At 44.2% G+C, this 17,179-nt stretch carries 17 protein-coding genes and 1 tRNA gene; 8 read left to right on the top strand and 10 right to left on the bottom strand.

Annotation, left to right across the window (positions count from 1 at the left end):
* Positions 1 to 386: 386 nt before the first annotated feature.
* The 6 genes from C7459_RS15835 to C7459_RS15805 all read right to left on the bottom strand — a co-directional run bounded on the left by C7459_RS15835 (position 387) and on the right by C7459_RS15805 (position 6,796).
* Positions 387 to 890: a hypothetical protein gene (locus tag C7459_RS15835; protein WP_109690267.1), complete on the bottom strand. Its 504-nt coding sequence runs from the start codon at positions 888 to 890 to the stop codon at positions 387 to 389.
* A gap of 98 nt (positions 891 to 988) precedes the next feature.
* Entirely contained in the window at positions 989 to 1,873 is an 885-nt protein-coding gene (locus tag C7459_RS15830; RefSeq protein ID WP_109690266.1) for a hypothetical protein, read from the bottom strand.
* 238 nt (positions 1,874 to 2,111) lie between these two features.
* Entirely contained in the window at positions 2,112 to 3,035 is a 924-nt protein-coding gene (locus tag C7459_RS15825; protein WP_109690265.1) for a tyrosine-type recombinase/integrase, read from the bottom strand.
* A 416-nt stretch (positions 3,036 to 3,451) separates the two neighbouring features.
* The gene (locus tag C7459_RS15815; RefSeq protein WP_109690263.1) at positions 3,452 to 4,030 is read right to left on the bottom strand and encodes a hypothetical protein; all 579 of its coding nucleotides are present in this window, start codon (positions 4,028 to 4,030) and stop codon (positions 3,452 to 3,454) included.
* Positions 4,027 to 5,319, bottom strand: coding sequence for a helix-turn-helix domain-containing protein (locus tag C7459_RS15810; protein WP_109690262.1), 1,293 nt, complete (start codon positions 5,317 to 5,319; stop codon positions 4,027 to 4,029). Before C7459_RS15810 ends, C7459_RS15815 begins: the two co-directional genes overlap by 4 nt.
* A 277-nt stretch (positions 5,320 to 5,596) precedes the next feature.
* Complete coding sequence (locus C7459_RS15805; RefSeq protein WP_109690261.1) at positions 5,597 to 6,796, bottom strand: helix-turn-helix domain-containing protein; 1,200 nt, start codon at positions 6,794 to 6,796, stop codon at positions 5,597 to 5,599.
* A gap of 403 nt (positions 6,797 to 7,199) precedes the next feature.
* Here C7459_RS15805 and C7459_RS15800 point away from each other — a divergent pair, with 403 nt between their 5' ends.
* Entirely contained in the window at positions 7,200 to 7,679 is a 480-nt protein-coding gene (locus C7459_RS15800; protein WP_109690260.1) for a hypothetical protein, read from the top strand.
* Between the two features lie 84 nt (positions 7,680 to 7,763).
* A complete protein-coding gene (locus C7459_RS15795) occupies positions 7,764 to 8,210 on the top strand; it encodes a hypothetical protein (RefSeq protein WP_109690259.1) in 447 nt (148 codons plus the stop codon).
* An 807-nt stretch (positions 8,211 to 9,017) separates the two neighbouring features.
* Here the strand turns inward: C7459_RS15795 and C7459_RS15790 are convergent.
* Positions 9,018 to 10,124: a phospholipase D-like domain-containing protein gene (locus tag C7459_RS15790; protein WP_109690258.1), complete on the bottom strand. Its 1,107-nt coding sequence runs from the start codon at positions 10,122 to 10,124 to the stop codon at positions 9,018 to 9,020.
* A 1,633-nt stretch (positions 10,125 to 11,757) separates the two neighbouring features.
* Between C7459_RS15790 and C7459_RS15775 the strand changes: the two genes are divergently transcribed.
* The 3 genes from C7459_RS15775 to C7459_RS23000 all read left to right on the top strand — a co-directional run bounded on the left by C7459_RS15775 (position 11,758) and on the right by C7459_RS23000 (position 13,154).
* A complete protein-coding gene (locus C7459_RS15775) occupies positions 11,758 to 12,336 on the top strand; it encodes a papain-like cysteine protease family protein (RefSeq protein ID WP_170119499.1) in 579 nt (192 codons plus the stop codon).
* 14 nt (positions 12,337 to 12,350) lie between these two features.
* Complete coding sequence (locus C7459_RS15770) at positions 12,351 to 12,776, top strand: hypothetical protein (protein ID WP_146201019.1); 426 nt, start codon at positions 12,351 to 12,353, stop codon at positions 12,774 to 12,776.
* 96 nt (positions 12,777 to 12,872) lie between these two features.
* Positions 12,873 to 13,154, top strand: coding sequence for a hypothetical protein (locus C7459_RS23000; protein WP_146201018.1), 282 nt, complete (start codon positions 12,873 to 12,875; stop codon positions 13,152 to 13,154).
* A 391-nt stretch (positions 13,155 to 13,545) separates the two neighbouring features.
* Here C7459_RS23000 and C7459_RS23405 read toward each other — a convergent pair.
* From C7459_RS23405 to C7459_RS15760, 3 genes are all read right to left on the bottom strand, one after another.
* A tRNA-Sec gene (locus C7459_RS23405) sits at positions 13,546 to 13,642 on the bottom strand.
* Between the two features lie 209 nt (positions 13,643 to 13,851).
* Positions 13,852 to 14,541, bottom strand: a complete 690-nt coding sequence (locus C7459_RS15765) for a TerC family protein (RefSeq protein ID WP_109690253.1) — start codon at positions 14,539 to 14,541, stop codon at positions 13,852 to 13,854.
* A 239-nt stretch (positions 14,542 to 14,780) separates the two neighbouring features.
* Positions 14,781 to 14,966 carry a hypothetical protein gene (locus tag C7459_RS15760; RefSeq protein WP_109690252.1) on the bottom strand — a complete coding sequence of 62 codons (186 nt, stop codon included), beginning with the start codon at positions 14,964 to 14,966 and terminating at the stop codon, positions 14,781 to 14,783.
* A 96-nt stretch (positions 14,967 to 15,062) separates the two neighbouring features.
* On the opposite strand from C7459_RS15760, the gene phnD reads away from it, so the two are divergent.
* The 3 genes from phnD to C7459_RS15745 are packed head-to-tail and all read left to right on the top strand — an operon-like array spanning position 15,063 to position 17,162.
* A complete protein-coding gene (gene phnD / locus C7459_RS15755; protein WP_109690251.1) occupies positions 15,063 to 15,968 on the top strand; it encodes a phosphate/phosphite/phosphonate ABC transporter substrate-binding protein in 906 nt (301 codons plus the stop codon).
* Positions 15,969 to 15,982: 14 nt separating this feature from the next.
* Positions 15,983 to 16,750, top strand: coding sequence for a phosphonate ABC transporter, permease protein PhnE (gene phnE, locus C7459_RS15750; RefSeq protein WP_109690250.1), 768 nt, complete (start codon positions 15,983 to 15,985; stop codon positions 16,748 to 16,750).
* A 13-nt stretch (positions 16,751 to 16,763) separates the two neighbouring features.
* Positions 16,764 to 17,162 carry a DUF2203 domain-containing protein gene (locus C7459_RS15745; RefSeq protein ID WP_170119498.1) on the top strand — a complete coding sequence of 133 codons (399 nt, stop codon included), beginning with the start codon at positions 16,764 to 16,766 and terminating at the stop codon, positions 17,160 to 17,162.
* Positions 17,163 to 17,179 lie beyond the last annotated feature (17 nt).

Below are 17,179 nucleotides of genomic sequence, written 5' to 3'. Positions count from 1 at the left end.
TTCATCATTGATCAACCTGTGGAAAAGCCCAATGAACCCTTGCCACACCTAACTTTTTGGCGGGAGTGCGTGGGAATCGAACCCACCCAGGCTACACCATAGCCCGCACTCGGTTTTGAAGACCAGGAAGGACACCAGTACCCCATCCACCCTGTAAAAACGTTGATAGATTAATGATTTTTTTATAGTCACTCGGTTTCGATAGGAAATGACACTCGGTCTTGTGGGTAACTCACTTGTATACATTATATCCCTGTTTAGGGAAGCATTCAATCAGATCGGCTCTACTTTCTTATTCTTATAGAACAAACTGGAGCCAATTTTCGAATTCCGTCTACAAGAAGAAAAACCGCATCCACACGGACACGGTTTCTGTGAACTAATTGCTAGTTGTCAAAATCATCTTTTGTAAAGCTGGCTTCATTTAGAAACTTTTCGTAGAGGCGACCATCTGAATAATCATCCAGATGAGATAGTATCTGTTCAAAAATTCCGATTTGCAAAACGAGCGACATTTCTGCAAATGTATCGGTATTTGAAGTTCGCTTATATTTGTATAACTCGATATACCTCTCTATTAGTTCTTTAAATCCAGCCAATGAATAATCATCCTTTGATGCAAATGGTCGATCAAAATTTATTCCCTCCAATTGGATTTTATACTCATCGATACTCTTTCTGCGAAGATCTACCGCAAGATCAGCTCGACGTTGCATTGGCCCTAACCTAAACTTATTACGCCATTGATTAAACGTTTGTTTGGGAACCCCTAAAATGCTGGCACCCTGAACAGGCACGACATTTTGAATGACACACATATCATACATGATCTCGTAAAGTGATTGATTATACTTTTTTTCTACTGCCTCTTGATACTCCTTGTTCGTCATAAGTACACTCTCCTAAAGAAGATCTGTATATCCAATTCGATAACCTTCCTATGAAATGAGTATTTTATTAAATAACAATATTGATTAATATACTTTTTTCAATTGTATAGTTTCGGAGCCTCCCTAACGTTAGGGAAGTTCTCAGGCTTCCATGGATCACCAAACAAACTAAGCTCATCTATTGATAAGTTCGAAAACACCCGTTCAATAGTATTAATATACGTCTTAAAATAGTCCCAAGTCATGATTTCAACTCGAAATCTATCAGAGAACCAATAAAGAGCATCAGTTATTGAAACCTTATTTCTTTCAGAGTCCAAAATCTCCTCAACAACGCTTTTCAATGGGAAGCGTGTATCCCACTGACCATACCCCACTTCCACTATTTCATCATCGTCTGTTTCAGGGTTATAAAAACTTTCGAATATTATTCCGTCAAAAATTGTAATAAAAAGACAAATTGTCCCCCTTCTATCAAACATAAGTTTATGAGGGTACGGCCGATGATAAACACTCGTTATAGATGAGTATAGAGCATCACGAATTAGTGCTCTAGCTTGATCGTTTAGATCCTTCCCTGAGAAAGCTGTAAAATTTATCGCGGTTCTATTGTGACTAAAAAATGGTAATCCCCTTAGAACTTCCGGTATAAGTTTATATTCATGATTACTTTTACACAAGGGAGTGATTTTAAGCAATGAGCCATGTTTTATATACCTTGTTGAATCCTCCGTGAAAAGTATCCATGGTTTTGACTGACTTTTCTTACAGGAAATCCTAAGCTCAATTCGTCTCTCACCAATAATTTTGTATGCAAGAATATCTAGCTCACGTTGTTTTCCCTCTGAGGGATCTGTGTATTCAACGGAATAAAATGGCACCCAGCGATTTTTTTGTAGAAAGTACCCTACCCGTTGTTCCAAAGGAAACCCTGTATTTTTTATCGCATTGTAGACCTTACTTCTAAGTTCATCTCTACCCATAAAAAGATCGCCCCTTTTCCTTTTCTGTAAATGAATTATTTACACAAACGATATTATACCACTTTTTTATAAAATGTTCATTTCATGCTATTTTGTCTTTCAATATCAATCGGTATCGAGAATTTTCATAGGGTGGAAGGCTGGATGTGCTCTTGTCCTGTAGCGAGAGTTGTTCAGGGTATCGGATGTTTTCCCTCCCCCACATACGAAAAAAGCCATCCATTGAATGGCTCTGCTCCTATATTTTATTGACTGACTTCCGTAGATCGTGTGTGGACGCTTGAACGTAGATCGCCGTGGTCTGGATCGAGTCATGTCCTGCAAGTTCCTTGATTTGCTCGATGGGTACACCTTTGCAAGCAAGATCATGACAAAATGAATGACGAAGCGAGTGACAGGAAAATTGACCTTCCAACTTATCACCGCCTACAGACCGTTCTAGCAATCCACACCGCTCTAGGTACACGTCCAGCATGTAATTCAATGCCCGCACAGTCATCTTCCCTGACCGCTCTGTGACGAACATATACTGGCTTTCTTTGTGAGCTGGCTTCTGGCTCTCGTTGCGGAACACCAACCAGACTTTTAGTACCTTCTTCAACTCGTCGTTCATAGGTACGATTCTGAATTTCCCACCCTTGCCGCTATAGACTGTCACAGTACCTTGGCGCAAGTCAATGTGATTCAGCTTCAAGTCGGTGATCTCTTCTGCTCGCAAGCCAGATTTTAAGATTGTATAGATGATTGCCCTATCCCGTGCTTGCTTGAACTCGTTCTTCTCAGTGTCCATGACAACGAGGAGGCGGTTCTGTTCGTTTTCGCTCAACCACTTGGGGGATTGGTTCTTCTGAACACGCTTCATTTTGACTTTTGCCGCCGGACTACTGCCAATGTGTTTAGCTTCAACTGCCCAACCAAAAAACGTCTTCAATGTAGCAATCGCCTTGTTGATTGTCGCGGGCTTCTGTTCGAGGTTATTTGCTAAATAGGAACGATAGTCATGAATATGGATTGGCGTAACTTGTTTTAGATCGAACTCGACACCTTCCGTTTGCTCGAACCACTTCACAAACATTTGCATGACGGAGAGATAAGTCTGAATCGTTTTTTCCCCTCGATCCTCTTCCAACAACCACGTTTTGAACTCGTCTTGATATCTCATTGTATGTACCCCTTTCAGATCGATGTATTCTAGGATGAATTTATAATATGATTATAACGTGTTCTCGGACGAAAGTATAGTGTTTTTCAGCATTATTCATCCTAGAATGTTGTTTCTAAGACGTATTTTATCGACTTAAAATACTGATGGAATCCCTATCCATGACCCGTTAATCAATCAAAAGAAAAAGAGCAACCTTTATCGGTCGCCCCCTTAGCCAATCTTTCGTTCACCATGTTCCAATCCTACCTGTTGACTCATCAACAACTCAATCGCTCTCATTGGTGTATGAGCCTCGAACTCGATTCCCTTCCACTTCCACCGCTTCGATTTCTGCCGATGCTGATACAGGTATCCTCGATCTACGCCAGAGTTTATCTGCCCTCTCCCCCAACGTACCCATTCAGGATCAATCTTCATGACAATTCAACTTCCATCTCCCGAAGTACCGCTGCAATGTTTTCCTGCAACATTTTACACTCCATCTCTGTTCGGATCGAGATCATTTCAAGAAGTTCCTCGATCTGTTCCATCAGCCCATTCTGCTGGAATACCTCCATTGCCTTGCCGATGAGTTCACAGGCCGCTTGTGTCTTGTTCCGTGCCAGCAGGAGATAGGCAAGGTTCTTATAGGCTCTACCTCGTTCAGGGTGTTTCTGTGGGGCGATTCGCAAGGCATCGGCTACGTAGCGTCTCGCATCAGCCAGAGAGATTGATCCGTCCTCCGATGACCAATAGTTGATTAGACTTTCCTCTGCACGACTGTTTAGATTGCTAACCACACGAATCAAGGAGAGATGATCCAAAAGTAACTCCAAGTCTAATTCGACGGTAGAGTCGTTCCCGTATTCTCGTGCCATGTTTGCACGTTCAATGTGATTGATCCGCTGTAGGGAATGCCCAAACGAATGCTCTAATAGCAACAGGAGGAGGTGTGAGCCAGATTCTGTTCTGACAAACTCGACGACGTTCTTCGGTAATACAACCTGACTCATAGCACGATCCCCCTCTGCTCCCGTGCTTGACGATTGAATGACCACATCTCATGCATAACACGTAACGCACTCTGACAGTCATCGTGGAACTCGTACAAGCGAGATAGTTCTTGCATCGTCTCCTCGTATTCCATGTGGCACTCAGTGAGTTTGAAGCAATCTGCCGCCTGTTTCATGTATTTTACCGCGACTGTATGTTGATTTCGAGCCTGAGCGATACCGGCTTGAATCCTGGCTCCCCATGCTTGGTAGGAATGGACGGTCGGTAACAGTTTACGCGCCGTTTGACACGCTTCCTCCGCTTGATCGAGCTTGCCACTTGCAAGGTAGAGTTTCGCAAGCTCCGTTACCGTGATCCCCGTTTCCTCATCCCGCCGAAGTCGTCTGTAGTCCTCCACGATAGACTCTAAACTGATTGTCGCTTTGTCTCTATCACCCATTTCCCCTTGCAGAACTGCAAGTCGGGCTACCAGAGTCAATTTCTGATGTTTGTTGTTCAACGTCTCGAAACACCATTGGGCACGTTGAGCGTAGTCAACCGCTTGCTGATAGTCGTCGGCTTCGTGAGAAGATTGCGCCAGCTTCATGTAGAGGCTCCCTAACCCTTGAATGTCCTCTCGTTCTTCAAAGATCGGTAAGGCCAATTGAAGCGTGACAACTGCTTGTTTCAATTGACCCGATTTTTGCTGAATCTCCGCCATCGTCAGTAACAACGAACATTGAAGATGTACGTCCTTCAAATTGGAAGACTGCAACTGTGTGATCGCCTTCGCAAGATAGTGCTCCGCGATCTGAAATCGTCTGCGCTTCAATTCGAGGTGTCCTAGTTGATAAAAGACACGAACGATCATGATAGGTCTTCCGCTATTTGATTGCGCGTGGTCTAACAATTGCTGGAACGACTCTTCGGCTTCTCCAAACTGATTCAGCCCAAGCAGACAGAACGCATAGTCGTATCGAATTTCAAACGGATCAAGCTTGCCATTGTTCTTTTGGATGACATTTTGCAAAAACGGCAGCGCACCCGAAAATTCACCAGCAGACAGCATTCCTTTCGCCAATCTGTACTCGCTGATGATGACAAGGTTCATTTCCAAGTTCCCAATCAGCTCGTCTAGGGGGATTTCAAGTTTCTCCGCGATCTTGCCAATGACGTGGTAGCTAGGCTTGGCTTTGTCGGATTCAATCTGGGAGATCATCGACGGTGTGACGATACCTTCTGCTAATTGCATTTGATTCAAGCCTTTTTTCATCCGTAGTTGACGGAGACGTTGACCGAAAGTTTCCATCTAATCCACCTCCTATTTACATGTTTACAAATATAATACACTCCCTTGTTATTTTAAAATCGTATTTTTTGTAATACATGACGAAGAAAAAATTTCGTTCCATAAATAAAAAATGCCTACGTCTTGTCTAGAGTCGTAGGCACAATGAGGATTATTTAAATAATATTGTAGGTGAAAGCTTTGGGATCAGGCACTTGCCATTCAGAAATTTTCGTGTTGCTCTTGCTACTGATTACCAAACAGATGCAAAAGATCATGCCAATAATTGCTATCTTTCTCATCGAATAAACCCCTCCCAATCAAAAATAGCTGATTTGTTTAGATACTCTCCTGCTATCTTATAATACTTCATCAACGCTTTATCGTCATTAATTTGGCTGTAATAATCCATGATAAATTTGAAAGCCAGCCTGATTTGTTCGTCACCTGCGTCCTCAACAAGTAACACGCCTTCAGCACTTTTCAAGTCGTTTTTTGCAACAGCACGTAATAATAGTAATTTTGCTTTCAACTGGGGGGCTTGAATTTTCTCAACTTCAACCAATGAGTCTTCGATGAGCCTAAAAGCTAATGCTCTCTCGTTTAGCTTCAATAGCACTTTGATATAATCTTTTCTCGCAATAAGTTTTGGTTCCAATAAGTAATCCAGCGTTTGCAAGTCCTTTTCAAATAATGATTTCGATTGGTGGAATTTCCCTTCCAAAAAGTTGTGATAGGCGATATTATGTTGGCCTTTTCCGATCAATACTGTATCTCCTGTGTAAATATAGTACTCCAATGACTTCTCCAGTTTCTGCTGAACCATCATTTTATCACCAAGGTTATAGGCAGTAATGGCATAGGAAAGACACAATGTTCCCATAAATTCATGTTCAAGATTATACACTGAATCATGAAATGAAGAGTGTACCTTTTGAAGGAATACAGCCATTCCCGAGTAATCCTTAATTTTAGTGAAAGAGCTAATCAAGTTGCCAGTAATCTTTTTTAGTGGTTCCATATCTTGAAACACATCTACGATCCTTTCTGCATGGGGTAATGCTTCAACCCATGCTTTGTGGGAATCCATATAGTGCTTTAAGTGATAATGTATTTTCCCAAGGTAGTTTAGTATTTCAAATCGCTCAGTATAACCCACTGCATTAGAGAGGAGAGACTGTGCAATGTCTTTTGCTCTAATCATATTTTTCTTTTCAATCACGAGATTTCGTAATTCTAGAAGCAAAGGGTATGTATCTTCTTGCTTGATTCTCTCGATACTAATTTTTAGATGCTTTGAGATGATTGCCAACTCAGAAGGTTTTATTGTCCTTTTCCCGCTCAGGATTCTGTATAAAGTGCTTTCACTAATTCCAACTCTCTTACTAAAGGCAGGAACATTATGCGCCTTACCTCTTTCATCTAATATTTCGGAAATCCGTCTCCCTAATGGAATTTTACCAATTGCACAACTTTCTGTATGTTCTATAGTACTCACGCATACCCCTCCATGAACGAGTTGTCTTTAAAGGTAAATCGATGATCAAACAACATGTCGTTTCAATTATAGCGAATTACACAAAAGAAGTATACAAATCGTTACTTCAATTCTGAGTGTAGTAAGTAATTTTGTTCACAATATTTCATAGCTTCTTACACGCTCGTCACAGCTCCGCAGACAAGCAGGGTCATGTGGATGCTTGGCATATCGTCAGTGGGCTGTGAGAGGGCGTAACATAGGTTCAAAAAGGTGGGTAGCCAGTAGAGCAGGGAAGTAGATGATCTAATTTTAATATATAAACATTATTAATTGAGTGTCGATTTGCTGTTGCGTCTAGAAAGTTATTATATTACAATGCAAATTGTATCGAACCTATTCACTATCAGGAGGTAGTTTCGTAATGTTCAACTTCAAAAAGATTCTTGCAACAACACTGGTTATGACATCGTTGTTCTCGTTCGCGATGGCATCTGGAGCTTTTGCCGCTACGACCAGCACGAACCAAAGTACCATCACTCAACAACAACCGCTGGTACAAGCACCGCCAAGTCAACAACCGCAAATGGCCGAACCTGATGGTGTTAAAGGTTATATCGTAAAGAAAGCTGTTCAGTTACTAGCAACGTGTTTCCGAAAAGGTGCACCTTATATCGGTGATGTTTTAGAATATCTTGACGCTAAGACTGCTAAGACGGCGATACAATACTCTGGAAAAATTGCAAGTAAATTGGACGAGATTGCAGGAATACCAGACCTCGCCACGAATGTTGTCAAGGAAAAAATGTACAACTTTTTGTTGAAAGATTTAAAACTGTCCGGGGGTACTGCTCTAAGTATTGCCGATGGGATCAAGAGAGCGTTGGACATTTTGGTTTTCTAAATCAGTAAGAAGAATTGTAGAGCTAGATCACATTTGTTAAAATGCGATCTAGTTTCTTCACCATTAGGAAAGGAAGTGCTTCGGTTGCAAAACCTTGAACAAAAAGTATCTGAACAAGAGAAAGAAATAGAACAGTTGAAACAGCAAGTAGAAGAACTTACGTGGTTCTTTAGAAGATTGACTGTAAGCAAGCTTTCTGACCCAAAGTATCCGTATTGGAATTGGTTGCTCGAACGGAATGTTTCTGAAGAAAAAATGACACTTTCGGAAATTATCATGCTGATTTTCAAGACGCGTTATGAACAACGGGAGATCCCCGCTAGATTCCGAAAAGAAAGATACGAAGTTTATTCTGATCGACTTTTCAGTGACCAAGTTCCAAGCCTACAAGAAGTACAAGAAACAATTGCTTCTGTTTTAGACATAAACAACGATCTTGTAAATGAACTTTTAGCAAGCATGAAAGATCAAGGTATTATGGTCGATCTTTGTTCGCAACTTCTGTCGCAAGCACCACCAAGCACCGAATGACAACCGCCATTACGCACCCCAGAAGCCTAATTCATGGCTCTGGGGTGGTCTTCTTTGTGTCCAGCAACGAATAGAACAATTCTACAAGGCGCACAGAGGGCGTAGAGAGGCATTCGCAGCGATAGATCGGCGGGTCGCTGGACAACAAAATAGACCCCCTCTATATAGGCTCCTCTCATCCAACTATTCGCCTCGTATTGGGCTTGTACGAGGCTTTTCATATGTCCTGAATAGTCCAGTTAGGGGATCGATTCGAAACACTATTTTTAGCAATCGAGGGAACTACCTGTTTTGCTTGCTAATATGTCGATTTATGCCACAAAAAAGCATAGATAAATCGAAATCGACAGCTAACAGAATCGTATTGATGGAAGTGGTTTGGGTGTAATATTTTGCAGTTTGTTACTCCATACATCCGCAACGCTGGATTTCCTCACATTCACCGCTACACTCCTTCGCCGCGATTGTCTGCACAAAACCACCGCGACAAAAAACGTGTCGATCCAACTGGCCGTAAGTTGATTACGCCTATTGTCCAAGGACTGACGAAGAAGCTGACCACATGTCGATGTAGCAAGCCATCAAAAACACGAGAATATTTTCTGCGGTGGACATTCGATCCGTCAATCTACTGACAGGCAAGAACGCCAGCTTTCGGACATGTCTCACATAAAGTGACGATTCCCTTGCCCAAAACAAAAAGAAGAGGCGTTTGCCCCTACATTTTGCTTCCCAATGAAATTATAGTTTTATGGAGATTTCATAATGATCCATAATTATCGTCAATTAGTTCCTAACCTGTGCGCACTAGATCTGCCTTTCAAACCAGACGGATTCGGCGTATTGTTCAATTGCTTTTTTTACGCGAACATCATTTACGGAAACTAATGTCGTTGCACGGTCGCCAAAGCTATTTAATGATGACCCTAGCATATAACATGTGTTATCTACGAAAATATAACGATCATGAAATTTGTCAGAAAATCTAAAATCAAAATTCCCTCGTTCTTTTTTGAATTTATCAGCGACTACTTTTGCATCACCTTGCAATTTCATCGTGATAATTCTAATTTTTATGCTTTCATCAGTCATTTCTAGCAGCTCGAAAATATCCGAACTAATGTATGGGTCAATGATAAATATCTCCTTATTAGCACTCTGAATGCATTCTCTTATGTGCTTGTAGGCAGTATAGGGTTGTTTTGCAAAAAAGAAAACCTCATTACCAGTTCCACCATTATTTTTTTTATTTAATTTATATTCGAAAGTGCTCCAGATTTTTTCGAATAATTCTTTTCCATAATATGATTCATTCACAAGTTCCCCCAAGTCCGAAAATGAAACTTTAAAGTATGTTCCATCTTCGTCCTTGAAAAGGATTTCAATTTTATCAAAAAAAACATCATAGCCAATATCCTTCAGATATTCATTGTTAATTATATCGATAATTTCTTTTATATATTTCAAAACATTTATCCCGTAATCGTGTTTCAATATTAATATCGCTCCGCTTCCATTTGTTGAAAATAGGAATTTTACATATCCATAGCGATCTCTAAACCCAATTGTTCCACCTCTACAAAGGTCTTTTTTTATAAAGATATTTTTACGTGATTTATACCCAACTCCACCACTTGCTAAATAGAGCTTATTAAATACGTAACCCTTATCTTTAATTTTCCCATGTCTTATGATAACCCAAAGTGCTCTCATGATACAATCTAATTGATACCTCATCTCATGTATTGAAAGAGATTTGATTATAAAGTCATCTCCTCCAACATAGCTTTGATAGATTGCATCATACAATATATTGATTTCTTGGGTCGATACATTTAATCCTTCGCGAATTTTCTCGATAATTCCATCCACTTCTTCTCTATCAAAGATTTTAAATCCCATATAAGTCGCCATATCAACCATCCCTTTTGAGTTTTCAATCGTAATTATTATTATACAACTAACTGCAGTCAGTATAAAATAGACTCCCGCATTCAGTAAAATATTCCCCTATAAAATTCTTGTTTTATGGGAAACTATGAGCCTCAAATTTCTTCTGTACGCACAAAAATAAGGAGGGGTATACGTGAGTACCCCTCGACTTCTAAAACGGCGTATAAAGGCATATAGAGGCGAAGCAAACAACCTCTCGAATCAACACATCTCTACTTTTTATCTTCCAGCAAATCGACTCCAGTTCCATCTTCTTATAGAACAAACTAGAGCCAATTTGATCAAACAAACGGATCATCAGCCCAAGCAATCATCTTGGTTTTCTGTTTGGTCTCAGATTCGATAATTGCCAAGTTATGTTCCCGAAAAATGCGGTGGATCATGGTTCGCTTCCCCTCATCTCCCCAGTGCTTGTTCAAGAACTTTCGAAGCTTCTCGCCAATTCCTTTCTCTCCGTTTACATTGTCGATCTCCGATATCCTGCATGGAAATGAATTCATCACACTATTGAAATTGTAGGTCAGACTGCTTCTCCTACTCCACTCAAGCACTTGTTTGGCGAATTCAGCAGTTGAGTCCCCCAGTCCATACCGATCTTCGTCAAACAATCGGCGGCTTTGGATTTTCGCTTCCCCTTTCAGAAATTGCTTCATCTAATGCAGGAGGCGTTGATTTTGGTCTTCAAACGCAAGAAATATGTTAACCTCTTCCATTTCGGTAATGAGTCTCAGTTTGCCGCGATGAATAATCTGTAGCAACTCGGCCACGACACAATCTCTATAAATCGCTTCGATTTTAGGATCATCAAACCATTGGTTCTTTGTGTTACCCATCCCCAACTCCACGTCATGAGCGAATAGGCTAATCGCGATCTGTTTGTAATACTCTGAATGGAATCTTGGGAGGCTTGTCAGACAAAGTGATGTAGTGTCTTTGGACGTATTGATCTGACGTTGCCAAAGTATCAGCCCGATTAAGTTGTTGTAATTGGCTACCGGCTTGGCTTCGTACCCATTGTACTGGATACCAGCAATGTGAGCCGTCCCGTCTAATATGAGAGTATTAACTGGCAAGGCTTGCCGATATCGGACTTACCCGCTGTCTTTCCGTGCTTTTCAAATCGTTGCAAGGTTTGTTGTAAAATATAAGAGATGAGTGACGTTCGTCCTCATTCAACAATTTCGTTGCTATGCTTGCTTGAGCCTAAGTTGATGGGCGATCAAAAGGGTGTCATTGATTTGTTCTCTTGATGTTCGAAAGAATTCAAGTCAGTTACTGATGACAAGTCTTCATACCAAATCAAGCGAAATTATTTTCCGAAGAAATATCAAATGTATAACCTTTCAAAAAGGTTGGTTTCTCATCGACAATCAACAATCTCTGTTTTGTAGCAATATAACTGATGAACTATTCCGCCTTGTCTTGACGCATGCCTCTTATACTTGAAACGATCCCAGAGAGTCAGATAATCAACACAATTTGAGAATGAAGATTCGCTTACACTTAGTTCATTAATGAACTATATAACATTGACCTTTATTATATTTATTATAACATGATGCTTGAATTCTGTTTTGTAACCAGGAGGTTAACAATGAGATATACACTTGTGTCCAAAACAGCGAAAGGATTGCTAGCTATTGTGAGCGCAACGGTGTTGATCCCCATTGCGACCGCTACACCAGCTCATGCAAGTTATTATGTAGTAAACAACTGGAGCAACTCAATACAGCTCAAATCAAACTGGTGTTGGGCTGCCGCTGATTATGCAATCCTCGCCCACTACGGTTACTGGGGTCAAACACAATCCGATATTGTAAACTACGTGTTTGGAACGACAAATGCTCCAAACAATACCGCAACAGGGACTCAAGCTCAAAGTGCTCTTAATCACTATGGAGTATCCACGAACTCCTTTAATAGTGCATTGTTTTTTAGCGATATTCAAGCACAAATCAACGGAAACAAACCGATCTTCAGTGGCTGGAGCTGGAAAACTGGTGGCGCACATGCTGTTGTACTCATAGGCTGGAGTACTGAAACTTCAACAGACCAAGTGCGATATATGGACCCCGGAGACGGAAATGCTTATTGGATGTCTCATGTGTCTTTTGTAGACGACTCCCGACACAGTTGGAACGGTGGGCTCAAAGATGCATGGGCATATAAATAAAAGGGAGATGTAACATGATGAAAAAAGTTTTTTATGCGGCTTTATTATGCGGATCTTTGTCTGCATCCATTACCCAACCGAGTTATGCGAGCATTCACTCACAAGTGCCTGCAGAAGTTGAGAAGTTCGCACAAACGAATGGTGTAATGGAGGCAAAAAAATTGCTTTCGCTTTCTCCCTCTGATGTTGGGTTTACCAGCAAAGATGAAGTTGATCAATTAACTTTAGGACCCGGTTTGCAAATACACTCCATTGATGCTGAAAAATTGCGTAAGTCGACTGCTCATTCACTGCTGTCCGTGAGTAAGCCGGAACAAGAATGGGAGTTTCTATTAGAAAAGGACGGACAGGCTGTCACTTCGATCATCATCGGCAAAGAACACGGCAACTTTGTCCTCCAACGCGCAGGCGGAGATGCGAAGAACTTCTTATCCAGTTGAGAGAAATTTGATAGCTATGCTGCATCAAAGGTAGCACCAACACTTGTCATAGATAAAAATGTACGCTACTTAGTCGGTACAGTTGAAAATCAAGAAGTGGCAATCCCCGATCTCTCAGGCAACCGCAATGTAAAACTCAACAAAGTAAATTCTACCCAAGTTACACCCGCTTCCGAAATCGAACAAGCCCTCAAAGATAATCTCGAAGCGGATTTGATCAATCAAAAACAAGGCGAACCTCAATTTGGTTCCGGAGGCAATCTTACCGCGCAGACACAACCTACCAGCAACCGCTTTACATGGCCAACCGTGGTCTTTGTGGTTATGGGAGTAGTAGGAATCAGTGCCTTTAAATTGAGAAGGAAAAAAGTTAGCTGATCAATCTCAAAACTATTTGCGTGAAGACAACGCGACCAATGGCGCAATTCTTCACGCTTTTTTTGACTAAACGAAAAATGCGCCATCATTCCTAAGTAGGAACGATGACGCACGAGCGTTGATGTTCTCTTTGTGCAAGTCACCGCCCAAGAAACCCAAGAGACAGCCTAAATGACCTCGTAGTCTTCAATGGTCTTTGGTTGTGGAAAATAACCCCCTAAGAGTGTCTTAGAGAGTTACGAACAGACCGTTTTCAAGCGATTGGACACACCAGAACACCCCTGATAGGTCACACTCGGACTACCCGAAAATTGCATTGAATACTAGTGAATTTTCAAAGTCAAGAATAACGTTGTACATAGCTATAAACCCTTACCACACCTAACTTTTTTGGCGGGAGTGCGTGGGAATCGAACCCACCCAGGCTACACCATAGCCCGCACTCGGTTTTGAAGACCGGGAAGGACACCAGTACCCCATCCACCCCCATGTAGGAACAAGCAAAACAAAACACTTACCCTTGCCTACCCCATTATACCCCGATTCCCCCTAACTTCAATCCTTTCGCCCTGTCAGTAGTTCCCAATGTATCCTTGGTTACAATTTAGTACCTACCTGCCCCTCAACGACAAAAAAAAGCCTCTGCCACCAACAACCGCAGAGGCCCTCATTCCCACCCAAACCGCCAACTCCCCTCCTACACCTTCCCCAATTTCCGTACCACCCGAATCTCCTTTCTCGCTCGCTGCCTCCCGATCAGCAACACAAACCCAGCCACCAACCACGGGAACAGCCACGCACTCCCGGCAAACACCTCACGAAACACCACGCCTAACCGCTCATCCTCCACCATCATCTCGCCAGCCGTATACCCGAGCAACATCGCTCCAGCCCACACGATCAATGGGAACCTCCCCATCAGATTCGCCAGCGCGTTCGCGCCCCAGATGATCAGCGGGATCGAGACCGCCAGACCAATTCCGATCAGCAGCAGATTCCCCTTCGCAATCGCGGCAACCGCCACCGTGTTATCCAAACTCATTACCGCATCCGCGACGATGATCGTCCACACCGCCCGCCACAGGTTCTCATGCTGGCGGATCTTGCCACCCTCCTCCTCCCCTTGCAACAGCTTCAGTGCAATCCAGATCAACAACAGCCCACCACTCGCCTGCAACAGCGGAACTTGCAACAACTGCAACGCCACGAATGTCAGCGCGACCATACACACCACCGCGCCCACACTCCCCCAGAGAAACGCGGTCTGCCGATGCTTGGCCGGCAGATTCCTGCATGCCAGCGCAATCACCACCGCGTTGTCTCCAGACAGCACCAAATTGATCAGGATGATCTTCAACAAAATCAACGCATACACCGTCGGTTCCATCCCCACACCTCCAACTCACATCTCAGGAAATCCCTTGTCTGCTACCATCCTATGGATGTGGACAAACTCTCTATTCGCAAAACCATACAAAACAGCTCATAACAACGCAGAACAACGCAGAACAACGCAGAACAACGCAGAACAACGCAGATCGCCGCAGATCGATGCAGATCGACGCAGATCGCCGCAGAAAAAAACCGATCCCTCCATGAGATCGGCTTTTCCCGCACCAACTGCACTTACTGGTTGCTTTTCGCGTTCTTGGTATTGTGGTGGCGATCCGGTCTCAGCAAGTCCGGCTTGAAGGCTTGGACCATGTTGTCCCATAGCGTGGTGTCCTCATCACCAGCCGTCGTCATGTCATACGGCACTTCTTCGTTGTCGCCGATAAAGTTCGGGTCGTCGTGGCGCTTTTCTTCCTGCATGATAGTCCCTCCTTTTATTCAGTACCTATTCTGTTTGATCCTGACCTCTGTTATTCGGTATAATCTGGAGAGGTACATAAGAGGAGGCACTACAACATGACATTCAAAAAGCGCGGTGTGTTCGCACTCCTGCTCACGCTCTGCTTGTCGCTCGTCGCAACTGGCTGTGGCAAGACAGAGGTTCAGCCCCAGCAAGACACGACCGCAGTCGCCAAAGAGCTCTCCGTCGGCCTGATCCCCGCCGAAGCAAAAATCCCAGCCGAGACGCTCGAGAAATTCCGCAGCACGCTTGAAACGTCCACCGGGATGAAGATCAAGATGAATTCCTACCCGGACTACAACGGTGTCGTCGAAGCGATGAACTTCGGCAAGCTCGACATGGCATTCCTCGGGCCGCTGACCTACGTCATCGCCAACCACAAAGGCGGTGCCAAAGCCATCGTCGCCAAAACCGCCAAAGGCGTTCCGTTCTACTACTCCTACATCCTCGTCCACAAGGATGCTCCGTACAACACGCTGGACGAGCTCTTGCAGGACAAGAAAAACGTCGACTTCGCATTTGGTGACATCAACTCCACGTCTGGCTCGCTCGTACCTGGCGTTGAACTGAAAAACCGCGGGGTGTTCCGCTCCAAGGACGACTCCGATTTCAAATCGGTCGTCTACACGGGCGCTCATGACGTGACCGCGCTGTCGATCCAGAACAAAAAAGTCACGGCAGGCGCCATCGACTCTTCGTACTTCGACAAGCTCGTCGAGCAGAAAAAAATCGACGGCACACAGTTCAAAAAGATCTGGCAGTCGGACAAGCTGTTCCAATACCCGTTTGCCGTATCCAAGTCGGTCAACGACGCCACGGCTGCCAAACTCCAAGACGCGCTGATCAACATCAAGGACAAGGAAATCCTCGACGCCTTCGCCGCTGACGGTTTCACCAAAGCCAGCGACCAAGACTTCGAAGCGATTCGCAAAGTCGCGGAAGCAGACGGACGTCTCAAGTAATGTAGGTGAACTTCATGCCCAACCGATTCGCCCAAGTACGGAAATGGTGGCTCTGGCTCGCCTTGCTCGCACTGCTAGTCTGGAGCATGGGTGCCACTGAATTTGACCTCACCCAACTGCTCCACCTCGGCACCACGTTCTCTTTTATCACCGAGAACTGGCTACCTCCGCAGTGGAACGTGTTAGGAGAGGCGCTGTCCAACTCGCTGATCACGCTGCAGATCGCGTTTGTCGGCACCAGTTTTGGCTTGGTGTTCGGCTTGTTGTTCAGTTTTATCACCGCCCGCACCACCCCGGTTCCACGCTGGATGCACACCCTGTTGCGCACCCTGCTCAGTTTTATCCGCTCTGTGCCAGAGATCGTCTGGGGCCTGCTGTTCGTACCGACCCTTGGACTGGGCCCCTTTGTCGGAGTGGTCGCCATCCTGTTGCACAACGTCGGGGTGCTCGGAAAGTTGATCGCCGAACTGATCGAGGCGGCAGAGAAAGGCCCACAGGAGGCGATCATCGCCACCGGTGGCAACCGCTTGCATGTCTTGAGATTCGCCGTTCTGCCTGACATCCTGCCGAACATCTACTCGCAATACTTCTACCGACTGGAAGTCGCAATCCGCACGTCGCTGGTGCTCGGGTTCATCGGCGCAGGCGGATTGGGCAACATGCTGTTCCTCGACTTTAAAGTCTTCGAGTACCAGGCGGTCGCCGTCGAGGTGCTCGTGATCATGTTGCTGGTCGTCCTGATCGACACCATCGGTGGATATGTTCGCAAACGCACGATCTAACGGAGGGGAAAACGTGGGCAAAAAATACTTCACGCTGGCCGAGGCCAACGCCCTCGTGCCGCGATTGGAACAGATGCTGCACCAACTGCAAGCGCTCAAGCGCGACTTGAAAACCAAGCACCAACGCCTCCAAGAAACCAAGGTCTCCCTGACCAACGCCGCCACGGTGCGCAACGATTACTTTTTCCAAGAGGAAGCCGAACTGGAGTTCCTGATGTGGAGCGCCAATTCGATGCTCCAACAGATCTTGGACACCGGCGTGGAGGTCAAGGACATCGACACGGGGTTGTGTGATTTCTACGCCTACCAAGGTGGCCAAGAGGTCTTCCTCTGCTGGAGGCTCGGCGAATCAGAGATCACGCATTGGCATGGCGTTTACGAAGGCTTCATCGGTCGCAAACCCATCGAGTAATGCAAAAAACACCCCTC

The organism is Tumebacillus permanentifrigoris (genome assembly GCF_003148565.1).
Taxonomy (GTDB): Bacteria; Bacillota; Bacilli; order Tumebacillales; family Tumebacillaceae; genus Tumebacillus; species Tumebacillus permanentifrigoris.
The sequence above is the reverse complement of the archived record's forward strand: the minus strand, read 5'-3'. Positions and strand labels throughout refer to the sequence as shown.

Bases quoted from the DNA above. Each gene is read 5' to 3' on its own strand.
- phnE (WP_109690250.1), top strand. From the start codon at position 15,983: ATGCCCAACCGATTCGCCCAAGTACGGAAATGGTGGCTCTGGCTCGCC.
- C7459_RS15760 (WP_109690252.1), bottom strand. From the start codon at position 14,966: ATGCAGGAAGAAAAGCGCCACGACGACCCGAACTTTATCGGCGACAAC.
- C7459_RS15835 (WP_109690267.1), bottom strand. From the start codon at position 890: ATGACGAACAAGGAGTATCAAGAGGCAGTAGAAAAAAAGTATAATCAA.
- C7459_RS15775 (WP_170119499.1), top strand. From the start codon at position 11,758: ATGAGATATACACTTGTGTCCAAAACAGCGAAAGGATTGCTAGCTATT.
- C7459_RS15800 (WP_109690260.1), top strand. From the start codon at position 7,200: ATGTTCAACTTCAAAAAGATTCTTGCAACAACACTGGTTATGACATCG.
- C7459_RS15830 (WP_109690266.1), bottom strand. From the start codon at position 1,873: ATGGGTAGAGATGAACTTAGAAGTAAGGTCTACAATGCGATAAAAAAT.
- C7459_RS15815 (WP_109690263.1), bottom strand. From the start codon at position 4,030: ATGAGTCAGGTTGTATTACCGAAGAACGTCGTCGAGTTTGTCAGAACA.
- C7459_RS15810 (WP_109690262.1), bottom strand. From the start codon at position 5,319: ATGGAAACTTTCGGTCAACGTCTCCGTCAACTACGGATGAAAAAAGGC.
- phnD (WP_109690251.1), top strand. From the start codon at position 15,063: ATGACATTCAAAAAGCGCGGTGTGTTCGCACTCCTGCTCACGCTCTGC.
- C7459_RS15765 (WP_109690253.1), bottom strand. From the start codon at position 14,541: ATGGAACCGACGGTGTATGCGTTGATTTTGTTGAAGATCATCCTGATC.
- C7459_RS15790 (WP_109690258.1), bottom strand. From the start codon at position 10,124: ATGGCGACTTATATGGGATTTAAAATCTTTGATAGAGAAGAAGTGGAT.
- C7459_RS15770 (WP_146201019.1), top strand. From the start codon at position 12,351: ATGATGAAAAAAGTTTTTTATGCGGCTTTATTATGCGGATCTTTGTCT.
- C7459_RS15825 (WP_109690265.1), bottom strand. From the start codon at position 3,035: ATGAGATATCAAGACGAGTTCAAAACGTGGTTGTTGGAAGAGGATCGA.